This is a genomic window from Streptomyces sp. NPDC026246 (assembly GCF_055567995.1).
The window spans coordinates 100673-116929 of the sequence record NZ_JBVHPJ010000016.1; the positions used below are offsets into that span (position 1 = coordinate 100673).

General features: G+C 71.7%; 21 protein-coding genes. 6 read left to right on the forward strand and 15 right to left on the reverse strand.

Annotation, left to right across the window (positions count from 1 at the left end):
* Window positions 1-29 precede the first annotated feature (29 nt).
* Window positions 30-911, reverse strand: a complete 882-nt coding sequence (locus ACZ4M5_RS30830) for a winged helix-turn-helix domain-containing protein (RefSeq protein ID WP_467741689.1) — start codon at window positions 909-911, stop codon at window positions 30-32.
* 214 nt (window positions 912-1125) lie between these two features.
* On the opposite strand from ACZ4M5_RS30830, the gene ACZ4M5_RS30835 reads away from it, so the two are divergent.
* Entirely contained in the window at window positions 1126-1314 is a 189-nt protein-coding gene (locus ACZ4M5_RS30835; RefSeq protein ID WP_467741691.1) for a hypothetical protein, read from the forward strand.
* Window positions 1315-1350: 36 nt separating this feature from the next.
* On the opposite strand, the gene ACZ4M5_RS30840 is transcribed toward ACZ4M5_RS30835, so the two are convergent.
* The 3 genes from ACZ4M5_RS30840 to ACZ4M5_RS30850 all read right to left on the reverse strand — a co-directional run bounded on the left by ACZ4M5_RS30840 (window position 1351) and on the right by ACZ4M5_RS30850 (window position 4503).
* Window positions 1351-2271, reverse strand: coding sequence for a FadR/GntR family transcriptional regulator (locus ACZ4M5_RS30840; protein WP_467741693.1), 921 nt, complete (start codon window positions 2269-2271; stop codon window positions 1351-1353).
* A 260-nt stretch (window positions 2272-2531) separates the two neighbouring features.
* Window positions 2532-3794 carry a GNAT family N-acetyltransferase gene (locus ACZ4M5_RS30845; RefSeq protein WP_467741695.1) on the reverse strand — a complete coding sequence of 421 codons (1263 nt, stop codon included), beginning with the start codon at window positions 3792-3794 and terminating at the stop codon, window positions 2532-2534.
* Window positions 3795-3870: 76 nt separating this feature from the next.
* Window positions 3871-4503, reverse strand: a complete 633-nt coding sequence (locus ACZ4M5_RS30850) for an RsiG family protein (protein WP_467741697.1) — start codon at window positions 4501-4503, stop codon at window positions 3871-3873.
* A gap of 211 nt (window positions 4504-4714) precedes the next feature.
* Between ACZ4M5_RS30850 and dtd the strand changes: the two genes are divergently transcribed.
* Window positions 4715-5140, forward strand: a complete 426-nt coding sequence (gene dtd, locus ACZ4M5_RS30855) for a D-aminoacyl-tRNA deacylase (RefSeq protein WP_398110850.1) — start codon at window positions 4715-4717, stop codon at window positions 5138-5140.
* Window positions 5141-5159: 19 nt separating this feature from the next.
* On the opposite strand, the gene ygfZ is transcribed toward dtd, so the two are convergent.
* The 3 genes from ygfZ to ACZ4M5_RS30870 form a co-directional block, all read right to left on the reverse strand.
* Window positions 5160-6125 (reverse strand): CAF17-like 4Fe-4S cluster assembly/insertion protein YgfZ, encoded by a 966-nt coding sequence (ygfZ, locus tag ACZ4M5_RS30860; protein WP_467741699.1) that lies wholly within the window; start codon window positions 6123-6125, stop codon window positions 5160-5162.
* Between the two features lie 10 nt (window positions 6126-6135).
* Window positions 6136-6573, reverse strand: coding sequence for a Fur family transcriptional regulator (locus ACZ4M5_RS30865; protein WP_369194710.1), 438 nt, complete (start codon window positions 6571-6573; stop codon window positions 6136-6138).
* Between the two features lie 66 nt (window positions 6574-6639).
* Window positions 6640-7215: a heme-binding beta-barrel domain-containing protein gene (locus tag ACZ4M5_RS30870; RefSeq protein ID WP_398110848.1), complete on the reverse strand. Its 576-nt coding sequence runs from the start codon at window positions 7213-7215 to the stop codon at window positions 6640-6642.
* A gap of 204 nt (window positions 7216-7419) precedes the next feature.
* Here ACZ4M5_RS30870 and ACZ4M5_RS30875 point away from each other — a divergent pair, with 204 nt between their 5' ends.
* The gene (locus tag ACZ4M5_RS30875; protein WP_333935212.1) at window positions 7420-7782 is read left to right on the forward strand and encodes a DsrE family protein; all 363 of its coding nucleotides are present in this window, start codon (window positions 7420-7422) and stop codon (window positions 7780-7782) included.
* Window positions 7783-7813: 31 nt separating this feature from the next.
* On the opposite strand, the gene ACZ4M5_RS30880 is transcribed toward ACZ4M5_RS30875, so the two are convergent.
* From ACZ4M5_RS30880 to ACZ4M5_RS30915, 8 genes are all read right to left on the reverse strand, one after another.
* Window positions 7814-8074, reverse strand: coding sequence for a DUF3099 domain-containing protein (locus ACZ4M5_RS30880; protein WP_467741702.1), 261 nt, complete (start codon window positions 8072-8074; stop codon window positions 7814-7816).
* A gap of 84 nt (window positions 8075-8158) precedes the next feature.
* Window positions 8159-8446: a DUF1416 domain-containing protein gene (locus tag ACZ4M5_RS30885; protein ID WP_398110846.1), complete on the reverse strand. Its 288-nt coding sequence runs from the start codon at window positions 8444-8446 to the stop codon at window positions 8159-8161.
* A 43-nt stretch (window positions 8447-8489) separates the two neighbouring features.
* On the reverse strand, window positions 8490-9335 hold the full coding sequence (locus ACZ4M5_RS30890; protein WP_467741704.1) for a sulfurtransferase: 846 nt from the start codon (window positions 9333-9335) through the stop codon (window positions 8490-8492).
* Window positions 9336-9472: 137 nt separating this feature from the next.
* Entirely contained in the window at window positions 9473-9553 is an 81-nt protein-coding gene (locus tag ACZ4M5_RS30895) for a putative leader peptide (protein WP_350310325.1), read from the reverse strand.
* A 204-nt stretch (window positions 9554-9757) separates the two neighbouring features.
* Window positions 9758-10495 (reverse strand): LmeA family phospholipid-binding protein, encoded by a 738-nt coding sequence (locus tag ACZ4M5_RS30900; RefSeq protein WP_467741706.1) that lies wholly within the window; start codon window positions 10493-10495, stop codon window positions 9758-9760.
* 183 nt (window positions 10496-10678) lie between these two features.
* Window positions 10679-11800, reverse strand: coding sequence for a hypothetical protein (locus ACZ4M5_RS30905; RefSeq protein ID WP_467741708.1), 1122 nt, complete (start codon window positions 11798-11800; stop codon window positions 10679-10681).
* Between the two features lie 2 nt (window positions 11801-11802).
* Complete coding sequence (locus ACZ4M5_RS30910; protein WP_107456736.1) at window positions 11803-12057, reverse strand: MoaD/ThiS family protein; 255 nt, start codon at window positions 12055-12057, stop codon at window positions 11803-11805.
* 78 nt (window positions 12058-12135) lie between these two features.
* Window positions 12136-12987 carry an alpha/beta hydrolase gene (locus tag ACZ4M5_RS30915; protein ID WP_467741711.1) on the reverse strand — a complete coding sequence of 284 codons (852 nt, stop codon included), beginning with the start codon at window positions 12985-12987 and terminating at the stop codon, window positions 12136-12138.
* A gap of 173 nt (window positions 12988-13160) precedes the next feature.
* Here ACZ4M5_RS30915 and ACZ4M5_RS30920 point away from each other — a divergent pair, with 173 nt between their 5' ends.
* From ACZ4M5_RS30920 to ACZ4M5_RS30930, 3 genes are all read left to right on the forward strand, one after another.
* Window positions 13161-13961: a response regulator transcription factor gene (locus tag ACZ4M5_RS30920; protein WP_467741713.1), complete on the forward strand. Its 801-nt coding sequence runs from the start codon at window positions 13161-13163 to the stop codon at window positions 13959-13961.
* Window positions 13962-14089: 128 nt separating this feature from the next.
* Entirely contained in the window at window positions 14090-15112 is a 1023-nt protein-coding gene (locus tag ACZ4M5_RS30925) for a LacI family DNA-binding transcriptional regulator (protein WP_398110840.1), read from the forward strand.
* Between the two features lie 108 nt (window positions 15113-15220).
* Complete coding sequence (locus ACZ4M5_RS30930) at window positions 15221-16213, forward strand: S1C family serine protease (RefSeq protein WP_467741715.1); 993 nt, start codon at window positions 15221-15223, stop codon at window positions 16211-16213.
* The last annotated feature ends 44 nt before the right edge of the window (window positions 16214-16257 follow it).

Below are 16257 nucleotides of genomic sequence, written 5' to 3' on the forward strand. Positions count from 1 at the left end.
CGAACCAGTCTGCTGCGTATCAGAAGTCACTAGGAGAGTGTCAGGTCCGTGGTGATGGTTTCCCAGAGGGCGTCGAACCACTTCTGGGATTCCTCCACGAACGCCGCGTCCCGCCGGCCGGCCCGCCGGGTGAAGGAGAACAGCAGGGACCGCGACCCGAGGACGTCGTACATGTCCAGCGTCCGGCTCTCCCACTCCTCCTCGCGCCTGGTCAGCATGTAGTAGCCCATCAGGGCCTCCTCCTCGTTGAGGAGGTACAGCTTCACCGGCGGGGTGAACGGCAGCGCCCGGAAGCGGACCCGGACGTCCATGCCGTGGGTGGAGCGCAGGGCCAGCAGGTTGTGCCGCAGCACCTGGCCCTGGGCGTTGCGCATGGCCAGCCAGCGCTGGTGGACGGAGTCGTCCTGGTCGTGCGAGTCGACCGGGACCGGGAAGGCCAGCTCGATGTCCCGGGACGGGACCAGGATGCGCACGTCGATCGACTCGGGGCGGATCCGGCCCTCGTGGATCAGGCGGAGCGGCTCGCCGAGGGCGACCATCAGGGTCTCCGCGGTGTGGCAGACGACGTCGACGCGGACGGTCCTCGCGGAGAACGCCTCGGTCAGCCGCGGGGCCAGTCCCACCATGGTCGGCTGGGGCTCGTCCCGGGCCGGGCCCGGTTCGGCGATCCTCGGCGGGCTTCCCTTGCTGACGTGGGTGAGCAGTCCGTCCTCCTGCAGCGCCCGCAGGGCCTGGCGCACGGTTCCCCGCTCCACGCCGAACTCCTCGGCGAGTTCGGCCTGGGTGGGCAGCCGGTCGCCCGCCCTGAGCTCCCCGGCGCGGATGCGGTCCCGCAGGATGCCGGCGATCTCCTGGGGCGAGGCCCGTCTGCTGCTGCCGTTCACTGCGACGTTCTCCTGGGTCACGACCAAACGCTACAACCCTGCTCTATCTAACGGGAGTTGTCGGGGAGTTGTTTATACCCTGCCGCCAAGCGGGGACAACTTCAGCATAGTTGGTTGCCAACTTGAGCGAGTTGGCGGAAGTTTTGCTTCCGAAAGTCGGCCCGCACCGCCCCGCACCGCCCGGCACCATCCGTCACCACCTCCCGCCCTCCCGCCCCGGAAGCCCGAAGGGGGAAAGAACATGCCTGCCCTCGCCCTCCTCTCCGCGGTCCTCGTCATCGCCTTCGAGCAACTCGTCCAGTGGAAGTACGGACCGGCGGGCATCGTCGGTCTCCTCCTGCTCACCGTCGGCATCAAGGCCAAGAGCCCGGCGGTCAGCTCCGCGGGAGCCGTCGTGCTCGCGCTGCTCATGACGGGACCCGCCCTGTGAACCACCGCACCGCTCTCGACACCCCCGTGGGAGACGTCAGCCGCTGAGCGCCAGCTCCGAACTGATCGTCTCCCACAGCGCTTCGAACCACAGGTGCGACTGCTCCACGAACGCCGAGTCGCGCGACCCGGCCCCCTGCCGGAACGAGAACAGCATCGACCGGGTGCCCTGGGCGTCGTACATCTCCAGCTGCTCCCGGCCGATCTCGGCCTCCCGGCGCGTCAGCGTGTAGTAGGCGAAAAGCGCCTCCCTGCCGTTGAGCAGGTACAGCTTCACCGGCGGCGTGAACGGCAGCGCGCGGAAGGTGACGCGGACGTCGATGCCGTGCGTGGAGCGCAGCGCCAGCAGGTTGTGCCGCAGGACCTGGCCCTGGGCGTTGCGCATGGTCAGCCAGCGCTCGTGCACCGGGCCGTCCCCGCGCGGCCCGGCGACCGGCACCGGGAAGGCGAGGTCGATGTCCCGGCTCGGCAGCAGGACCCGGACGTCGACCCTGGCCGGTTTCAGCCGGCCGGCGTGGATCTCCCGCAGTGGCTCACCGATGGCGAGCGTGAGGGAGACGGAGGTCAGGCAGACCGCGTCGATCTCCACGTGCTCGGCGGCGAAGGCGCGCGCGATCCGGGGCGCGAGCGTCACCGTCGTGGGCAGCGGCGGGGCCTCCGGGCCGGTCAGGGCCCGGACGGGATCGGCAGCCACCGTCGCCGGACTGCCCTTGGAGACGTTGGTGAGCAACTGCTCCGACTGCAGCACGCGCAGCGCCTGGCGCACCACCCCGCGCTCGACGCCGAACTCCTCGGCCAGCCGCGCCTGGGTGGGCATGCGCGCACCCGGCCGCAGCGCCCCCGACCTGATGCGGGCACGCAGCGCGTCGGCCACGTCGTGATGTGTCCGCTGTGGCCGTTGCGACCTCTTCCGCCCAGTGGCGGAGGCGTGTTCCGGGTCCACAGCTGCACGGTACAACTTCCCGCCATCTTGCGGCAGTTCACGGAAAGGTGGTTATGAGCCGCTTCAAGGCGGAGATAAGTACAGTGAAGTTGGCTGCCAACTTCCGCGACCTGGTCGGACCTTGAAGCGGTTGGCCGGCGCGTCATCGCCGTGGGGGCTCCCCTCCGGAGGGGAGCCGGGAGTCCCGGACGGCCCGAGGAGGACACGGCACGACCACCACAACCGAACAGCTCGCTACGGATGCGGGTCCTGTCCGCCGGCAGAAGGGAGACACCTCAGAACATGTCCGGGCACCACGGCCGCCTGGACGTGCGCAGCAGGGCGTCGGCCTTCCGGGCGGCGCCCGCTCGTTCTTCCCCGACCCGCCCCAGGGCCGCCAGCCGCACCGCCGACTCGTCCCCGAGCCACAACGCCGCCAACTCCCCCAGCCCCAGCGCCAGATCGGCGCTCTCGGTGGTCGGCGTGCAGGACGCCCCGGCGATGCCGGCCTCCAGCCGGTAGCGCCCACCGGTCAGCCCGTCCACGTCGGCGACCTCCAGCACCAGCGCGCCCTCGCCCTCGTACGTCCGCGCCTGCAGGGCCCGTTCGACGTCGAGGATGCGCACCCACAGCCAGTCGGACAGCGTCGTGACGGCGGCCGCCCGCGGGTTGGGCAGCAGCAGCGGCAGCAGGTCGTCGGGGGCGCGCCAGCCGCTCTTGACCGTGACGACCCAGTCGATGGAACACAGGTAGTGCCACAGGGCCCGCTCCGCCCGCGGGGTCACGCCGGTCAGCCAGTCCACGCTCGCCGTGTTCAACGGCTGCTTGGCGTCACCCCAGTGGTCGTCCACCCGGTAGGCGGCCATGCCCTCCACCTCGCCGGACGCCGAGCGGTACACGACGTAGAAGGGCGTCTTCCACGACGGGTCGGCGCGCAGGGCGCCCGTGTTCACCTTCCACCAGTGCTCGTCGCGGTCGATGGCGCCGGGCCGGGTGCGGCACAGCCGCTCGTGGAGTTCGGGCCCGAGCTTGCGCACGTCCTCGCCGTCCACCAGGTCGATCCGGCCGCCGTCCGCCGGGCCCGCCCAGCGCGCGTCCACTCCGGCCCGCGGCACGTCGACCGTCCACTCGGCCGTCCAGGTCGCCGGGCCGAAACCGAACCGGCCGTAGATCGGGTACTCGGCGGCGATCAGGGTGGCGACGACGTCCCCCCGCTCCTTCGCGGCCGCCAGGTCCTGCGCCATCATCCGGGAGAGCAGACCGCGCCTCCGGTGGGTCGCCGTCACGGTGACGCCCGAGACGGCGTCGGCCGGGACGCTCGCCCCGCCGACGGCCGTGAGCCGCTGGTCGAAGGAGCGGAAGGTCGCCACGCACCGGTCACCGTCGAAGGCCCCCAGGTACCGCCCGGGGACGAACACCCGGCGCCGCGCCTCCACCTCCTCCTCGGACAGGGCCTGCGCCCGCAGGAAGCCGGTGCCCACGGCGCGCTGCCAGGCGGCGAACTCGGTCTCCGTGATCGGGCGTACGTCGATGCCGTCGGCGCGGTCGAGGGAGGTCATGGACTCACGCTAGGCGGCGGGCCGGCCGGTGTCGTGCGAATATCCGTCCGGCCCTCCCGGTCAGTCCCCCGAAGGCTCAGGCCAACAGGTCGTCGACGTGCGCCTCCCCCTCGCGGTACCGGCGGGCGATCTCCGTGCTGCACTCGTCGGCCGTGCGCTGCAGCCGCCGGCGGCGGCGCGAGACCTGCTGCTCGTAGCGCTCCAGGCGCCCGATGCCCGAGGTCAGCTCCGGGTCGGTGCGCGCGCCCAGGTCGGACAGCTCGACCTCGCCGAGCGTCTCCGCGGCCAGCCGCCGGTACTCTTCGCCCTGCGGCGCGCCCACGGTCAGGTGGCGGGCCGAGGAACGGCTGGAGGCCGGGGCGTCGCGCAGGATCTCCGCGAGCCGCTCGACGACGGAGGCCTCCTGGGGCGCGGCGACACACGTCGTGCCCTCCGGCGCACGCCGGTCCAGCTCCGCGCGCAGGATGTCGATCCGGCCCTGCAGCAGCCGCCGCACGTAACTGAGGTCGGCTTCGTCGCGCTGGGCCTCGCGGCGCAGCGCGCGCAGCTCGGCCAGGCTCAGCGCGGTCAGGTCGCGCACGGGGGTGTCCGAAGGCAGCTGCGGGCTGTCCGTGCGCTGGACGGGCGGCCGGTGGTACTCCGGCGCCCCGACCCCCGTGTACGTCGACCAGGCAGCGCCCGGGTACTGCCCGGTGCTCGATGTGCTCATGTGCCTCGACCGTCCCCTCGACCGGTGTGTGAATGCATCGTGCCACCCCGACTGGCCGCTATGGGAACGAGTGCCCCCGATAGACCCCAGATGGGCGGTTAAGCAGCAAAATACGTCCGTGCGCTGCCTGTTGGCGCCCGCGCAAACCACTCTTTCGAGCCATGCGCCCACCGCGTGAGGCGGGAAAGTCACCGCCCTGCATGATGGACGCATGCGAGCAGTGGTGCAGAGGGTGGACGGCGCGAGCGTCGTCGTGGACGGCGAGAGCGTGGGCGCGATCGAGGGCGAGGGACTGTGCGTCCTGGTCGGCGTCACGCACGAGGACACCAAGGAGAAGGCCGCCCAGCTGGCCCGCAAGCTGTGGTCGATCCGCTTGCTGCACGACGAGAAGTCGTGCAGCGACACGGGCGCCCCGCTGCTGGTGATCAGCCAGTTCACCCTCTACGGGGACGCCCGCAAGGGCCGCCGCCCCACCTGGAACGCGGCCGCCCCGGGCGACGTCGCCGAGCCCCTCGTCGACGAGGTGGTGGCGCAGCTGCGCTCCCTCGGCGCGACGGTGGAGACGGGCCGGTTCGGGGCGGCGATGCGTGTATCACTGACCAACGACGGCCCGTTCACCGTGCTGATCGAAATCTGACCCGAAAGATCTACAAGTCCTACGGCTCGACGACGACTTCCTGGGCCGCAGCCGTGTCCCCCGCGACCAGCGGGGCGTCCACGGCCACGTTCCTCTTCACCAGGGCCAGGGCCACCGGGCCGAGCTCGTGGTGACGCGCGGAGGTCGTGATGAAGCCGATCTTCCGGCCGTCGGGGGTGTCGTCGGCGAGCCGCAGCTCGGTGCCGGCCGGCGGCAGGTGCACCTCGCTGCCGTCCAGGTGCAGGAAGACCAGGCGGCGCGGCGGCTTGCCCAGGTTCTGCACCCGGGCGACCGTCTCCTGGCCCCGGTAGCAGCCCTTCTGCAGGTGCACGGCCGAGCCGATCCAGCCCAGCTCGTGCGGGATCGTGCGGTGGTCGGTCTCGAAACCGAGCCGGGGCCGGTGCTGCTCCACGCGCAGCGCCTCGTGGGCGAGGAGCCCGGCGGGCGGACCGGACCGCGCGGCGTACGCCTCCAGGTCGGCGCGCGGCAGGAACAGGTCCCGGCCGTACGGGGTCTCCCGGACGACCACGCCGTCGGGCACCTCGGCGATGGAGCCGGCCGGGAGGTGCACGACCGCGATGTCGCCGGTGCGGTCGGCGACCTCGACGCGGTAGAAGAACTTCATCGACTCCAGGTACGCGATCAGCGCCTCCTGGGTGCCCGGCTCCACGTGGGCCCACACCGTCGTGCCGTCGTCGACGAGGTACAGGGCGTGCTCGATGTGGCCGTTCGCCGAGAGGATCAGCGCCTCGGTCGCCCGGCCCGCCGGGAGCTCGCTGACATGCTGGGTGAGCAGCAGGTGCAGCCACGCCAGCCGGTCGTCGCCGGTGACGGTGACGACCCCGCGGTGCGAGAGGTCGACGAAGCCGGTGCCGTCCGCGAGGGCGCGCTGCTCACGGAACAGGTCGCCGTAGTGGGCGGCGACGCCTTCGTCCACGCCCTCGGCGGGGACGGCGCCGGGCAGGGTCAGCAGGGGGCTCTTCATGTCCGTAAGCCTACGACTCGGTAGTTGAAGCCTTGAGGGTGCAGTCCTCGCAGCGGCCGAAGATCGCGAAGTGCTTCAGGTCGGTGTCGAACCCGAAGGTCTGCCGCAGCTGGGCCGTGAACTCCGCGGCGACGGACACGTCCGCCTCGATCACGTTCTGGCAGTCCCGGCAGACCAGGTGGAGGTGGTGGTGCCGGTCCGCCAGGTGGTACGTCGGCGCCCCGTGGCCCAGGTGGGCGTGGCTGACCAGGCCCAGCTCCTCCAGGAGCTCCAGCGTCCGGTAGACGGTCGAGATGTTGACCCCCGACGCCGTCTTCCTCACTTCCACGAGGATGTCGTCGGGGGTCGCGTGCTCCAGGGTGTCCACGGCTTCGAGCACGAGTTGCCGCTGCGGGGTCAGCCGGTAACCGCGCTGCCGCAGATCACTCTTCCAGTCGGTGCTCACCACACCCCAGAGTCTAGGCGGACTCGCAGCGGACCGGACGGGAAGCCGTCCGGCCGCTCCACGAGGCGCCTACTTGAAGAAGGCGATGCCGTCGTCCGGCATGTCGTCGGGCAGGGCCTTCGCCCAGCGCTCGACCTCCTCCGGCGTGACCACCTTCTTCAGGTGCGCCGACATGTAGGGGCGCAGCTCGACCTCGGGGGTCTGCTTCTCGCCGACCCACATCAGGTCGCTCTTGACGTAGCCGTACAGCCGCTTGCCGCCGGTGTAGGGCTGGGCGGAGGCCGTGCGGGCCACCGCGTCCGTGACGAGGTCGATCTGCGGCTTCTTGTCGGCCAGCTCGCCGTACCAGATCTCGATGACGCCGTCGTCGCGGGTCATCGTGACCTCGACCTTGCGGTCGGCGTCGATGCGCCAGTAGCCGTGCTCGGACTCCAGGGGGCGGACCTTGTTGCCGTCGTTGTCCAGCACCCAGGTGTGCGAGCGGTACTCCAGGAAGTCCCGGCCGTCGTGGGTGAAGGCGACCTCCTGACCGAAGTTGCACTTCTCGGAGCCGGGGAAGTCGTGCACGCCGGCACCCGCCCAGTTGCCGAGCAGGAAGGCGAGCGGGACGAGGTCCTTGTGGAGGTCGGACGGGATCTCGATCATGGGAACTTCCTAGACGGGGGTCAGCGCTGGCCCTGGTACAGCTTCTTCACGGTCAGTCCGGCGAAGGCGAGGACGCCGACGGCGACCAGGACCAACAGGATTTCGAAGAAAAGCTCCACGGGGTGCTCCTTGAGCGGGGGTGCGAACGGTTGCACAGGGCCGAGGCCAGCTTACGCGGGCCCTGTGCGCACTACGATTCCGGCTATGGCGAACAAGCTGGTGATCAAGGTGACGGCGGGGGCCGACGCCCCCGAGCGGTGCTCCCAGGCGTTCACGGTGGCGGCGGTGGCCGTCGCGAGCGGCGTCGAGGTCTCCCTGTGGCTGACGGGCGAGTCCGCCTGGTTCGCCCTCCCCGGCCGCGCCGCCGAGTTCGAGCTGCCGCACGCCGCCCCGCTGCCGGACCTGCTGGACTCGATCCTCGCGGCCGGCCGCGTCACGCTGTGCACGCAGTGCGCCGCCCGCCGCGACATCACGGAGAAGGACGTGCTGGAGGGCGTGCGGATCGCGGGCGCGCAGGTCTTCGTCCAGGAGGCGATGGCGGACGGCACGCAGGCCCTCGTCTACTGAGACGCCGCCCACCCGGCCACTGAGCAGACGCTCACCTCGGACGCTTCTTGCCGTCCAGTTCCTCCCACCACTCGTCGGACGTGGGATCTCCGGACGGGTCGTCCCACCAGCGGTCCTCGGGCCCGCGCCGGTTCGCGACCATGGCCGCCACGGGCGGGATGACCATCGCGACGACGCACATCCCGACGGCCACGGGGACGGACCACAGCCGCACGACACCCCAGGCCAGGACGAAGAGGCCGATGCACAGGCCCATCATCGCGAAGTACGTCCGCCGCCTCCGTGCGTACATGCCTCCAGCGTAGGTCCGGGCGCGCCGAAGGGCCGCACCCCAGGCGTCCAACCCGGTGGGTGCGGCCCCTCGAGGACCTGGCCGTCAGACGGCGATCGCGACCTCGGCCAGTCCGCCCTGCTGAGCGACGACCGTGCGGTCGGCGCTGGCGCCGGGCACGAGGGCACGGACGGTCCAGGTGCCCTCGGCCGCGTAGAAGCGGAACTGTCCGGTCGCCGAGGTCGGCACCTCCGCCGTGAACTCGCCGGTCGAGTCCAGCAGGCGGACGTAGCCCACCACGGGCTCGCCGTCCTTGGTCACCTGACCCTGGATGGTGGTCTCACCGGGCTTGATCGTCGAGGCGTCGGGGCCGCCGGCCTTCGCACCGCACATGTCGTACTCCTGAAGGGGGTCTGGAGAGGTCGGTCGGGTTCGCTTACTTCGCAGCGCCGAGCTCGATCGGCACGCCCACGAGGGAGCCGTACTCGGTCCAGGAGCCGTCGTAGTTCTTGACGTTCTGGACGCCGAGCAGCTCGTGCAGCACGAACCAGGTCAGCGCGGAGCGCTCACCGATGCGGCAGTAGGCGATGGTGTCCTTGGCCAGGTCGACGCTCTCCGCCTCGTAGAGGGCCTTGAGCTCCTCGTCCGACTTGAAGGTGCCGTCGTCGTTGGCGTTCTTCGACCACGGGATGTTCCGGGCGCTCGGCACGTGGCCGGGGCGCTGGGACTGCTCCTGCGGCAGGTGGGCCGGGGCGAGCAGCTTGCCGGAGAACTCGTCGGGCGAGCGCACGTCGACCAGGTTCTGCGCGCCGATCGCGGCCACGACGTCGTCGCGGAAGGCGCGGATGGCGGTGTTCTGGGCCTTGGCCTTGTAGTCCGTCTTCGGACGCTCGGGCACCTCGTCGCCGGGGACCAGCTCGCGGGCGTCGAGCTCCCACTTCTTGCGGCCGCCGTCCAGAAGCTTCACGTTCTCGTGGCCGTAGAGCTTGAAGTACCAGTACGCGTACGAGGCGAACCAGTTGTTGTTGCCGCCGTAGAGGACGACGGTGTGGTCGTTGGCGATGCCCTTCTCCGACAGGAGCTTCTCGAAGCCCTCCTGGTCGACGAAGTCACGGCGGACCGGGTCCTGCAGGTCCTGGGTCCAGTCGATGCGGATCGCGTTCTTGATGTGGTTCTTGTCGTACGCGGACGTGTCCTCGTCCACCTCGACGATCGCGAGGTCCGTGTCGTCCAGGTGCTCCTGAAGCCAGTCGGCGTCTACCAGGACGTCGCTGCGGCTCATGCTCTTTCTCCTCCGGGGCAGTTACGGCGGGGCGTGCGAGGTCTGCGGGCGCGCGTCCGTGTCGGGGGCGGCGCACGGGTGCCCTTGATGCAGGGCGGCGGGGATGCGCGCACCGGCGAGCAGGCCGGCGCGGTCGCTCAGAAGGTGCGACAGAGCATGGCGGCGACGCGGCACAGGTCTACTGCCCGCCGCTTCGTGAGATCCGCCTGTCGCTTCATGGCCTCGATCGTAAGGACGGCAGGGCGGCCATGTCACCGGCGTGTCGCATGCTGAGACGGGATGATCCGCCATGTGGGATCACTGAGCCGTCGAGCCGCTCGCCGCACGGGTTCCGCCCGGGCCGGTCCGTCCGGCGCATCTGCGCTGCGGACGCCGCCGTCTCGCCCACCGGACAGCCCTGGTGGGAACGGTGTGCCGGTCCGCTACCCGGCGAGCCGGACGTCGGAACCCTTCACCGAGATCTCGACGCCGTCGGGGGCGGCCTGGACCTTGTCGAGCTCGATGCCGCCGGGCAGGCCGTCGATCTTCTGCTGGAAGTCGGTGATGGTGCGCACCCGGTTCTCCGCGAGGTTCACCCCGGCGAACTTCGGCAGGCCGTCGGCCTTCACGCGCACCGTCCCGTCCACCACCGTCACCGTGCTGAGCACGGCGACCGGCTCGGGCAGCCTGGTGCCGAGGACGGTGGCCTCGACGGCCACCTTGATCTTGCCGTTGCCGCCGTCGGAGAGGCCGACGACGTTGGCGGTGACGCCCGGGGCGATCTGCGTGGGCTCGACCTTCGCGGTCTTCAGCAGTTCGTCGTAGGCGATGGTCGCGGTGCCGGTGGCGGTGGCCGCCGTGGCGGAGCTGTAGTCGCCGGAGAACTCGACGCCCTTCATGTCGGCCTGGAGGTCGTCGATGCGGATCTTGCGGCCGCCGTCGCCGGCGGCGGCCTCGTAGTTCTCGATGCCCACCTCGACGTCGTCGAGGGAGCCGCCGACGACCTGGGTGAGGAACGGGAAGCCGTTGATGCTCACGTCCGGGGTCGACGACAGATTCTCGGTCGACTTCAGGCGGTCGGCGACCTCGTCCTCGGCGAAGTTGACCGCGAGGCGGTCGGCGATCACGAACAGGCCGCCCAGGACCACGACGAAGATCAGCAGTATTCGCAGTGCGCGCATGCGGTGTTTCCCCCACCTAGGCGGTTGTGACGGCGTCCCTCGACGACCGGGCGGCCGTCCCTGGCGTGAGCGTAACTCCGCGAGCAAGGGCGGCCGCCGGATTGTCGATCATCTGTGACAGGCCGGGCGGGGCCGGTCCGGGCGGCAGATCGTGGGGGGAGGGAACCGGGGGAGGGAACCCCCCTAGCCCAGCGCCCGGCCCAGGACGTACACCGCCGGGGCCGCCGCGGCGAGCGGCAGGGCCACGCCCGCGGTGAAGTGGACGAAGCGGGAGGGGTAGTCGTAGCTCGCGGCGCGGTGCCCGATCAGCGCGCACACCGCCGCTCCCGCGCCCAGCACCGCACCCGGCGTGCCCAGGTCCGTCATCGCCCCGGCCGCCGCGCCGCCACCCGCGCCCGCGAGCAGCGCCACCACCACGGACGCCGGGGTCGGCAGCGGCAGCGCCCGCGCCAGGACGGCCACCGCCACGGCGACCGCGCCCACCGTCACGGCGTCCGCGTCGGCGGCGAGGTAGCCGCCGGCCACGATCGCCAGCGCCGAGGCCGCGACCGTCGCCATCAGCCCGTACATCCGCTCGTCGGGATCGGCGTGCGAGCGCAGTTGGAGCACCAGCGCGAGCAGCACCCACACCCCGAGCGCCCCGAGGATCGCCGCCGGCGACCGGTCCGAGGCGAGCAGCGCGGCGTCCGCCGCCAGCGCCCCGGCGAACCCGAGCGCGATGCCCTGCCGCGCCGGCCACATGCCGTTGAGCCGGAACCAGCCCGCGGCGGTCACCGCCTGCAGCACGACCAGCGGCACGAGCAGCGCGTACGTCCCGACCGCCGCCGCACCGGCCAGCAGCAGGCCCAGCAGCGCGGTCAGCGCGGCGGGCTGCATCCCCGGCTCGATGATCGGCGAGCGCCCCTCCGCGCGGGCCCGCTGCGCGTCCGTGAGGCGGGTGTTGCCGCCGACCGTGGCCGGGCCGTACTCGGGGGCGGCCTGAGCGGCGCCGCCCGGGGCTCCGGCGGCCACCGGGCCGTCGGGCGGGGCATACCCGGACTGCGCCGGGTACGCCGTCTCCGCCGGGGCCGGTGCGGACACCGGCTGCTGCGTCTGCGTCTCCCAGGTCTGCCCCTGCCACTGCTGCGTGTACTGCTGCGCGGCCTGCGGGTCGTCGTACCCCTGGTACCCCTGACCCGGCCACGCCTGGTGCTGCGGCTGCTGCTGCTGCGCCTGGTGCTGCGGCTGGTGCCCGTAGGAGTCGTAGGGCCGGTAGCCGTCCTGTCCGTCGTACCCGTCGTGTCCGTTGTACGGCTGGTCGGTCATCGTCACCCTCCTGCGAACGGCGGGAGCACCTCGACCGTGCCGCCGTCGGCCAGCCGTACCGTCTCGTGCCCGCGGGTGCCCACGGGGTCGCCGTCCACCAGGAACGAGCAGCGCAGCAGGACGCGCTCCAGCTCCCCGGGGTGCCGCTCGCGCACGCCGGCCAGGGCCTCGGCGAGCGTGGCGGCCTCGTACGGCTCCTCGGCCACTCCGGCCGCGGCCTTGGCGGCGGCCCAGTAGCGCACCGTGACCTTTGGCATCTGCTTCCTCAATCGCACAGTCGCAGCGGACTCACATCGACATTCGCACGGGTCCACCCGACGGTGAACCCCGTCAGGCTAGCCCGACCGCCGGACCGCCCATGCCGCGATCCGGTCCAGGAGCTCCTCGCCGACCGCGTTCTCGGCATGCCCCATGCCGGGCTCCAGCCACAGTTCGCCCTGGTCACCGGCCGCGGCGGCCAGCATGCGCGGGTGGTCGAGCGGGAAGTAGCCGTCGGCGTCGCCGTGCACGATCAGCAGGGGCGTGGGCGCGATCCTCGGCACCGCCTCCACCGGCGACAGCGGCACCGGGTCCCAGTCGCGGTGGTGGATGCGGGTGCGCAGCCCGTAGCGGCTCACGACGCGGCCCTCGGGGCGGGTCACCAGCCAGTGCAGCCGCCGCATCGGGGCGGTTCCCCGGTAGTACCAGCGGGCCGGGGCGCTCACCGACACCACCGCGCCGCTGTCGCCGGGATGCAGCGCCGCGTGCCGCAGCACCACCGAGCCGCCCATCGAGAACCCGACCGTCACGACACGGCGGTACCCCAGCTCCCGCGCCCAGCGCACGGCGGCCGCCAGGTCCGCCACCTCCCGGTCGCCGACGGTCGACCGCCCGCCGGAGGCGCCGTGCCCCCGGAAGGAGAAGGTGACGACCGCGCCGTACCGCGCGAAGGCCCGGGCCACCCGCCGCACGTGCGGCCGGTCCACGGCCCCGGTGAAGCCGTGCGCCACGACGAACACCAGGTGGCCGGAGGGCGTACCGGCGGCGTCGGACGCGGCGGCTCCCGGCTCGTGGAGGGCGTCGATCGTCACCCCGTCGGACGTCCGCAGAAACGTCCGCGACGGCCCGCGAACGGGTGTTCCCGCGGCCGTCTCGGGATGCGGACGATCGGTGGAACGCGCCACATGACCTGCCGGACCAGAGCTCATGTGGGCTATTCTGCTGGGCAGAGGACTCGGGCAGCGTTGCCCCCGGGTCCTTTTGTGCTTTCGGAAGCGTTGTATACGACGCGGGAAACCGCAGGTGTACGGGGCCTTCGGGATCGCAGAGCCCGTGCTGTGCCAACCAGCGTCCTCGCAGGGACCGAGGAGGAACCAGACGTATGAGTTCTCTGCTGCTCCTGACCAACGCCCTCCAGCCGTCGACGGAGGTGCTCCCCGCACTCGGCCTGCTCCTGCACAACGTGCGGGTGGCCCCCGCGGAGGGCCCCGCCCTCGTCGACACCCCCGGCGCCGACGTCATCCTCGTCGACGGCCGCCGGGACCTCCCGCAGGTCCGCAGCCTGTGCCAGCTGCTGCGCTCCACCGGGCCGGGCTGCCCGCTGGTCCTGGTCGTCACCGAGGGCGGTCTCGCCGCCGTCACCGCCGACTGGGGCATCGACGACGTCCTGCTCGACACCGCCGGGCCCGCGGAGGTCGAGGCGCGGCTGCGGCTGGCCATGGGGCGGCAGCAGATCGGCGGCGACGACTCCCCCATGGAGATCCGCAACGGCGACCTGTCGGTCGACGAGGCGACGTACTCCGCCAAGCTCAAGGGCCGGGTGCTGGACCTGACCTTCAAGGAGTTCGAGCTGCTGAAGTACCTCGCGCAGCACCCGGGCCGGGTCTTCACCCGCGCCCAGCTGCTGCAGGAGGTGTGGGGCTACGACTACTTCGGCGGCACGCGCACGGTCGACGTGCATGTACGGCGGCTGCGCGCCAAGCTCGGCCCCGAGCACGAGTCGCTGATCGGCACCGTGCGGAACGTGGGTTATCGATTCGTTACGCCGGAGAAGCCGGAGAAGCCGGAGAAGAGGGAGCGGGCCGCCGAGGAGGCGAAGGCCAAGGCCGCCACCGCCGCGAAACCGGGCAAGCCGGACGAGTCGGCCGCGCTGGACGCCGTCGAGGCACGCAGCCGGGCGTGAGGGGCGCATCCGGTCGCCGACCTGGGTCTCGTCCCGCACGAGGGCGTCGCCCGGACGGCGGTCGGGATATCGTACGGACCCTCCTTCACGCCCTGCCCGGAGCGGGTATATCCGCGTAGACTCCGCGCGTGGCCAAGGTGACTCGGGATGACGTGGCGCGGCTGGCAGGGACCTCCACTGCCGTGGTCAGCTATGTCATCAACAACGGACCCCGGCCGGTCGCCCCGGCCACGCGCGAGCGTGTCCTCGCCGCGATCAAGGAACTGGGGTACCGGCCGGACCGGGTGGCCCAGGCGATGGCGTCCCGGCGCACGGACCTCATAGGCCTGATCATCCCGGACGCCCGCCAGCCCTTCTTCGGGGAGATGGCGCACGCGGTCGAGCAGGCCGCCTCCGAGCGCGGGAAGATGGTCCTCGTCGGCAACACGGACTACGTGGCCGAGCGCGAGGTCCACTACCTGCGCGCCTTCCTGGGCATGCGGGTGTCCGGGCTCATCCTCGTCAGCCACGCGCTCAACGACCTGGCCGCCGCCGAGATCGACGCCTGGGACGCCCGGGTGGTGCTGCTGCACGAACGCCCCGAGGCCATCGACGACGTCGCCGTCACCACGGATGACCTCGGCGGCGCCGAGCTGGCCGTCAGGCACCTGCTGGAGCACGGCCACGCGTACGTCGCCTGTATGGGCGGCATAGCGGAGACGCCCGCCGTCGGTGACCCGGTCTCCGACCACGTCGAGGGCTGGCGCCGCGCGATGGACGACGCCGGGATCCCCACCGAGGGCCGCCTCTTCGAGGCCCTCTACAACCGCTACGACGCCTACCAGGCCGCCCTGAAGATCCTGTCCGGCCCCGACCGCCCGCCGGCGATCTTCTGCTCCACCGACGACCAGGCGATCGGCCTGCTGCGTGCGGCGCGCGAACTGCGCATCGACGTGCCCGGCGAGCTGGCGGTGGCCGGGTTCGACGACATCAAGGAAGCGGCACTGACCGACCCGCCCCTGACCACGATCGCCTCGGACCGTCCGGCGATGGCCCGGGCCGCGGTGGACCTCGTCCTCGACGACGGACTGCGGGTGGCGGGGTCCCGGCGCGAGCGCCTGAAGGTCTTCCCGTCGCGGCTGGTGGTCCGCCACTCCTGCGGCTGCGCGTAACCCGCCCGGCCCCACCCGCGGCGCCTTTATATCGGGCATACGCACTTCTGTCGGGCTTCTCAGTGAGCACTCAGGAAGCTCTCATGGTCGGGCTGCACGCTCGATGCCATGACCGAGAGCTTCCACCGCAGTGGCGAGTACCCGAACCCCTACGAGGGTCAGCAGCAGGCCCCGGTGAACCCCGAGTGGCCGCCCCCGCCGGCGTACGCCCCGGCGCACGCTCCGCAGAAGCGCACCCGCGGGCCCGTGGCCCTGCTCGCCGCCGTGGCGATCGTCGCGGCCGCGATAGGCGGCGGCACCGCCTACGGCATCCAGGAGCTGGCCGGCAACGACACCGTCGCCTCCAGCTCCACCAGCACCAACGTGGTGCCCTCCAGCCAGAAGGGCACGGTCGCCGGGGTCGCCAAGGCGGTCGGCCCCAGCATCGTCGAGATCAGCGCCGACTCCAACGCCGGGTCCTCCACCGGCTCCGGCGTGATCATCACCAGTGGCGGCGAGATCGTCACCAACAACCACGTCGTCTCCGGCGCCTCGAAGATCCGGGTGACGACCAGCGACGGCAAGACGTACTCCGCGAAGATCGTCGGCACCGACAGCAAGAAGGACCTGGCGCTGATCGCGGTGCAGGACGGCTCCGGCTTCAAGGCCGCCACGCTCGGCGACGCGGCCGGCGTCCAGGTCGGCGACCAGGTCGTGGCGATCGGCTCGCCCGAGGGCCTGTCCGGCACGGTGACCAGCGGCATCGTCTCGGCCCTCGACCGCGACGTCACGGTCCCGACCGAGGAGGACCAGCAGCAGCCCCAGCAGGGCGACGGTCAGTGGCCGTTCGAGTTCGGCGGGCGTCAGTTCAACGGTGACACCGGCAACGACACGACGACGTACAAGGCGCTCCAGACCGACGCGTCCCTCAACCCGGGCAACTCCGGCGGCGCGCTGATCGACATGAACGGCAACATCATCGGCATCAACTCCGCGATGTACTCGCCCACCAGTCAGGCCTCCTCGTCCTCCGACGCGGGCAGCGTGGGCCTCGGCTTCGCCATCCCGATCGACACGGTCAAGGCCGACCTCGCGAAGCTGCGGGCGGGCTCGACGGACTGATGCCTCCGCCGGACGGAGGGCGCCCGGCCCCGCGCCCAGTCGTG

What these genes read in the sequence shown, in the direction of transcription:
- ACZ4M5_RS30890 (WP_467741704.1), bottom strand. Translation starts at nt 9,335, where the DNA reads ATGAGCCGCAGCGACGTCCTGGTAGACGCCGACTGGCTTCAGGAGCAC.
- ACZ4M5_RS30845 (WP_467741695.1), bottom strand. Translation starts at nt 3,794, where the DNA reads ATGACCTCCCTCGACCGCGCCGACGGCATCGACGTACGCCCGATCACG.
- dtd (WP_398110850.1), top strand. Translation starts at nt 4,715, where the DNA reads ATGCGAGCAGTGGTGCAGAGGGTGGACGGCGCGAGCGTCGTCGTGGAC.
- ACZ4M5_RS30930 (WP_467741715.1), top strand. Translation starts at nt 15,221, where the DNA reads ATGACCGAGAGCTTCCACCGCAGTGGCGAGTACCCGAACCCCTACGAG.
- ACZ4M5_RS30835 (WP_467741691.1), top strand. Translation starts at nt 1,126, where the DNA reads ATGCCTGCCCTCGCCCTCCTCTCCGCGGTCCTCGTCATCGCCTTCGAG.
- ACZ4M5_RS30850 (WP_467741697.1), bottom strand. Translation starts at nt 4,503, where the DNA reads ATGAGCACATCGAGCACCGGGCAGTACCCGGGCGCTGCCTGGTCGACG.
- ygfZ (WP_467741699.1), bottom strand. Translation starts at nt 6,125, where the DNA reads ATGAAGAGCCCCCTGCTGACCCTGCCCGGCGCCGTCCCCGCCGAGGGC.
- ACZ4M5_RS30885 (WP_398110846.1), bottom strand. Translation starts at nt 8,446, where the DNA reads ATGTGCGGTGCGAAGGCCGGCGGCCCCGACGCCTCGACGATCAAGCCC.
- ACZ4M5_RS30910 (WP_107456736.1), bottom strand. Translation starts at nt 12,057, where the DNA reads ATGCCAAAGGTCACGGTGCGCTACTGGGCCGCCGCCAAGGCCGCGGCC.
- ACZ4M5_RS30920 (WP_467741713.1), top strand. Translation starts at nt 13,161, where the DNA reads ATGAGTTCTCTGCTGCTCCTGACCAACGCCCTCCAGCCGTCGACGGAG.
- ACZ4M5_RS30875 (WP_333935212.1), top strand. Translation starts at nt 7,420, where the DNA reads ATGGCGAACAAGCTGGTGATCAAGGTGACGGCGGGGGCCGACGCCCCC.
- ACZ4M5_RS30895 (WP_350310325.1), bottom strand. Translation starts at nt 9,553, where the DNA reads ATGAAGCGACAGGCGGATCTCACGAAGCGGCGGGCAGTAGACCTGTGC.
- ACZ4M5_RS30915 (WP_467741711.1), bottom strand. Translation starts at nt 12,987, where the DNA reads ATGAGCTCTGGTCCGGCAGGTCATGTGGCGCGTTCCACCGATCGTCCG.
- ACZ4M5_RS30905 (WP_467741708.1), bottom strand. Translation starts at nt 11,800, where the DNA reads ATGACCGACCAGCCGTACAACGGACACGACGGGTACGACGGACAGGAC.
- ACZ4M5_RS30870 (WP_398110848.1), bottom strand. Translation starts at nt 7,215, where the DNA reads ATGATCGAGATCCCGTCCGACCTCCACAAGGACCTCGTCCCGCTCGCC.
- ACZ4M5_RS30900 (WP_467741706.1), bottom strand. Translation starts at nt 10,495, where the DNA reads ATGCGCGCACTGCGAATACTGCTGATCTTCGTCGTGGTCCTGGGCGGC.
- ACZ4M5_RS30880 (WP_467741702.1), bottom strand. Translation starts at nt 8,074, where the DNA reads ATGTACGCACGGAGGCGGCGGACGTACTTCGCGATGATGGGCCTGTGC.